Annotated in this window: 3 protein-coding genes; 1 reads left to right on the top strand and 2 read right to left on the bottom strand. The window is 55.4% G+C overall.

The annotated features are described in order from the left end of the window. Positions 1-200: 200 nt before the first annotated feature. Entirely contained in the window at positions 201-827 is a 627-nt protein-coding gene (locus tag QZX93_RS25500) for a L,D-transpeptidase (RefSeq protein WP_295395012.1), read from the top strand. Positions 828-1,004: 177 nt separating this feature from the next. On the opposite strand, the gene QZX93_RS25495 is transcribed toward QZX93_RS25500, so the two are convergent. Together QZX93_RS25495 and QZX93_RS25490 are read right to left on the bottom strand one after the other, a co-directional pair. After that, positions 1,005-1,715 carry a hypothetical protein gene (locus QZX93_RS25495; protein ID WP_295395010.1) on the bottom strand — a complete coding sequence of 237 codons (711 nt, stop codon included), beginning with the start codon at positions 1,713-1,715 and terminating at the stop codon, positions 1,005-1,007. Positions 1,716-2,423: 708 nt separating this feature from the next. After that, the gene (locus QZX93_RS25490; protein WP_295395008.1) at positions 2,424-2,567 is read right to left on the bottom strand and encodes a hypothetical protein; all 144 of its coding nucleotides are present in this window, start codon (positions 2,565-2,567) and stop codon (positions 2,424-2,426) included. Between the last annotated feature and the right edge of the window lie 191 nt (positions 2,568-2,758).

Below are 2,758 nucleotides of genomic sequence, written 5' to 3'. Positions count from 1 at the left end.
GCTAGGATACCTGGCAGGCGACTCGATGCTGTCTTCATTCATATTGAAACCCGGAATAAGATCGCATTTTCGTATGGATTCCGGAGATTCTACAATTTTTTTGCTATAAAATCAATAATTTAGTTTCTAGACAGGCTCTCAGTCTGTTGGGTGCCGGTTGCGGCCCGCGCCTGGCAACGAAGGCGGACAATGTCGCTCATATGCCCAACCCGATGCTCAAAGCGGACTATCCTGATGACGCCGATGTCCCGTTCGCCATGGAACCAAAAACGGCCATGGCAGATGGGTCCAAGCAGGCCAACTTTGAGTCAGAGCGCGCATCGCGCAGGACGCGGGATATGGCAGATTGGATTGTCGGTTCGAGAGACAATCTCAACATGCCGTTCGCGATTGTCGATAAAGCAAACGCCAAGGTCTATGTATTTGGCGTGGACCGACAGCTACGCGGAGCAGCGCCCGTGCTGCTTGGACTGGCACAAGGCGATTACGTCGCCCCCGGCGTTGGCAACATGCGGATGTCACGTATTTCCCCCAGGGAGCGTACGACGCCAGCGGGCCGTTTCGTGGCGAAAATGGGCCGCAATGCCCATGGCAAGGAAGTGCTCTGGGTGGACTACAAAAATGCCATCTCCATGCATCCGGTTATTACGAGTAGACCAGAAGAGCGTCGGGCGCAACGCTTGGACACGCCATCACCGCTTGATAACCGCATTTCGTACGGCTGCATCAATGTGCCAGTGACATTCTTCCAGAAAGTGATCCACCGTATATTTTCCGGGACGGCTGGCATTGTTTATGTATTGCCGAAAACAAGAGGTTTTGGATGATCATCATCCGCAAGACGCGACCACCATACCGGCATTGAAGATTGGAGTGACCGGGTCACCCAAATGCGAGCTTGAAGAGCTGACGCCATCTGCTTTACTGAAAGGACACCGACGCTGGCGTCAAGAGGCCAAGCGGCTGGGTCTTACATAGCTCGTAGATTGAGTGTGGGGTAGAATTCATACGTTCGAAAGGCGGTTCCCATGCCTTCTGTTTATCGCTCCAGCTCGGTAATGGCATGACCATTGGCAGATGGCCGTTGGGGCGAAACCATGAGTCAACGCTCCAGGGAGCCCACGTTCCGTATCGATGATTACGGCCGTCCAGTGAACCGCGGTGAGATCGAAAAGACTGCGCACTTTGGGCGATGCGACGCTCCAGCCGGCCAGTTCCCGGATATCCCGGAGAATATGCAGATAAGTAGTGGTGTTGCTGGTGCTATCGACGCAATCCATACGGCCCTCAACTCCCGACTCCGAATCGTTAATGGCAAGGTCGTTGGCCAGCAACGGCTGATACTTTTGTGCCAGCAATTCCATTTGCCAGATGCCGATACGTACATGCTGTAATCGATCGTGGAGACTTGTGCCCAGACAAAGCGCGATATGCTTTTTCAGAAGGGCCATATCATTGGGAGTGAAGGTCATGGTCTGTCGGCGCGCGCACGACCAGTTGAAGCAGATGCGTAGCGTTACGGACCCGTCTCGGCCGATCACGTACGCTGGTGGAAGCGGCCTCGACACCGATGATTCCTGAGCGTCATCAAGAAACGCCGGCGACGAGGCGGCACCAACCAAACCGGGATGGCTGACGAGTATAGCGAAGAAGCCGATCACCGCGGGCCGGAAAAGCATAGGAGTCACCACAATGGTGCCAAAGGCTTGTGCCAAGATGAGGCCTGGAGGGCTTTATGTTATTGCACTGTCCTAGCTACTTCGCCAGGGACCCCACCCTCGAACTTTCCGTCAACTTGAGATAGTCAATTTCAAAGTTGACAGAAAATACTCGTTATATCACAAGGCTATCAATTGCGATCTGGTTTTGGCTCATACGTCGGGGCTGCGGCGTATGGCGCCGGATCATGCTTCGATGCGGTGCTGCAAGCCGCGAGCACTAGCACCAAAGTAATGGCGCTAAGAAGGGCAAGTGTGGATCTGCTGTTCATTTGTCGTTACCTACTGAGAGTTGGTTTCTTGAAATTCACGCTACTGAACGTACGGCTGCGATGCAGGATGCTTGACGACCGGCATCATCCACACAGGGCCTTCTGGTTATACGCTAGCCGGCATCTAGTCTCGATGCCTCGCTGTCAGTATTGCCCACCCGGTGCTGTTTATCTGTACGGTTACGCACATGGCTATCCTGAGGTTTCGGTCGCACGCAATGAACGCTAGGACGGGCTGAATGACCTATTGTGACCCAACTGTTGACACTGGTGGCGAATCGCCGGACTGCTCATGCGGCCCCTGGCAGCGCGATTAGCCTCGAGCAACAGGTCGGCGCAAGGGGTGTTTCTGCCCAGCACTTTCTGACCCGGATCAGGTCAATGGCGCCGGGGGGATTGGAAATGTAACAGGCGAGAAGCGACCCACGTTACTCTATGGCTTTGTTTCTTCGGCGGACATCTCGGATGCCGGCGTGCCGGACGCCCCCGGCAAGAGATTTTCCCCTTCCTTGTAAACGGTGGCATTTGGGATCTGTGCGAGGTTGCCATCAAGGGTCATCAAGATGGTCGTGCGCATAGCGCCATCGTCGCATTTGAACGCACTTCACCAGAGGGCGAGACTCGCCCCGCACGGCAAATCCGTTCTAGCCCGCCGTGGCTGGCCGTCCCCGCCGACGGCGGGAATTTTCGGTCATGCCCAGGTAGTCGAACACCAGGCGGACGTTGCGTGCCAGGCGCTGGATGGTGGCGGCGACGGTGTCGCGGGAT

This window comes from uncultured Thiodictyon sp., assembly GCF_903946935.1.
Classification (GTDB): Bacteria; Pseudomonadota; Gammaproteobacteria; order Chromatiales; family Chromatiaceae; genus Thiodictyon.
Note: the sequence above shows the minus strand (reverse complement) of the source record. Positions and strands in the feature narration are given on the sequence as shown.

Excerpts from the sequence above, each read along its gene's own strand:
- QZX93_RS25500 (WP_295395012.1), top strand. The coding sequence starts at position 201 with ATGCCCAACCCGATGCTCAAAGCGGACTATCCTGATGACGCCGATGTC.
- QZX93_RS25490 (WP_295395008.1), bottom strand. The coding sequence starts at position 2,567 with ATGCGCACGACCATCTTGATGACCCTTGATGGCAACCTCGCACAGATC.